Origin of the sequence: Azospirillum sp. B506 (genome assembly GCF_000333595.1) — a bacterium.
Classification (GTDB): Bacteria; Pseudomonadota; Alphaproteobacteria; order Azospirillales; family Azospirillaceae; genus Azospirillum.
Genome location: NZ_BADK01000373.1, coordinates 1 through 1,069, shown reverse-complemented (window position 1 = coordinate 1,069; position 1,069 = coordinate 1). Strand labels below are relative to the sequence as shown.

General features: G+C 65.1%; 1 pseudogene. It reads right to left on the bottom strand.

What is annotated here, in order from left to right:
• Nucleotides 1-1,069, bottom strand: a pseudogene (locus I71_RS11555) (thiamine pyrophosphate-dependent enzyme); the annotation flags it as partial.

Genomic DNA, 1,069 nt, shown 5'->3' with positions numbered 1-1,069 from the left:
GCCATATACTGGTTGTTCGGATGAAGATCTTGACCGGCGCGCGGTACTGCACGGCGGTTCCGATCTCCTGCATGTTCATCAGGAAGCTGGCCTCGCCCGACACGTCGACGACGATGGCGTCGGGGTGGGCCATCTGGGCGCCGATGGCGGCCGGCAGGCCATAGCCCATGGTGCCGAGCCCGCCCGAAGTCATCCAGCGGTTCGGCTGGTCGAAGGGCAGGAACTGGGCGGCCCACATCTGGTGCTGGCCGACTTCCGTCGTGATGTAGTGGTCCTTGCCGCGCAGGGCCTCGCGCAGCCGCTCCAGCGCATACTGCGGCTTGATGACCGATTCGGTGCGGTTGTAGTTCAGGCAGTTGCGGGCGCGCCAGCCCTCGATCTTGCCCCACCACTGCTTCAGCGCGGCCTTGTCCGGCGACTTGGCGCGCGCCTTCCAGATGCGCAGCATGTCTTCCAGCACCGCACCGCAGTCGCCGACGATCGGAATGTCGACAGCGACGTTCTTGTTGATCGAGCTGGGATCGATGTCGACGTGGATCTTCTTGGACCCCGGCGAGAAGGCCGACAGCTTGCCGGTGACGCGGTCGTCGAAGCGGGCGCCGATGTTGATCATGACGTCGCATTCGTACATGGCGAGATTCGCCTCGTACGTGCCGTGCATGCCGAGCATGCCCAGCCACTGAGTGTCGGAGGCCGGGAAGGCGCCCAACCCCATCAGGGTCGAAGTGATCGGGAAACCGGTGGCCTTGACGAACTGGGTCAGCAGCTTGGCCGCGAAGGGACCGGCATTGATCACGCCGCCGCCGGTGTAGAAGACCGGCCGCTTGGCATTGGCGATCAGGTCCACCGCCTCCTCGATGCGGGCGATCTCAGGCTTCACCTGCGGCCGGTAGGTCTTGTGCTTGACCTCCGCCGGCGGGACGTAGGTGCCGTCGGCGAACTGCACATCCTTCGGAATGTCGACCAGCACCGGGCCGGGACGGCCGCTGCGCGCGACATAAAAGGCCTCGTGCAGGGTGCGGGGCAGATTGTCGACGTCCTTCACCAGTAATTGTGCTTGGTGCAGGCC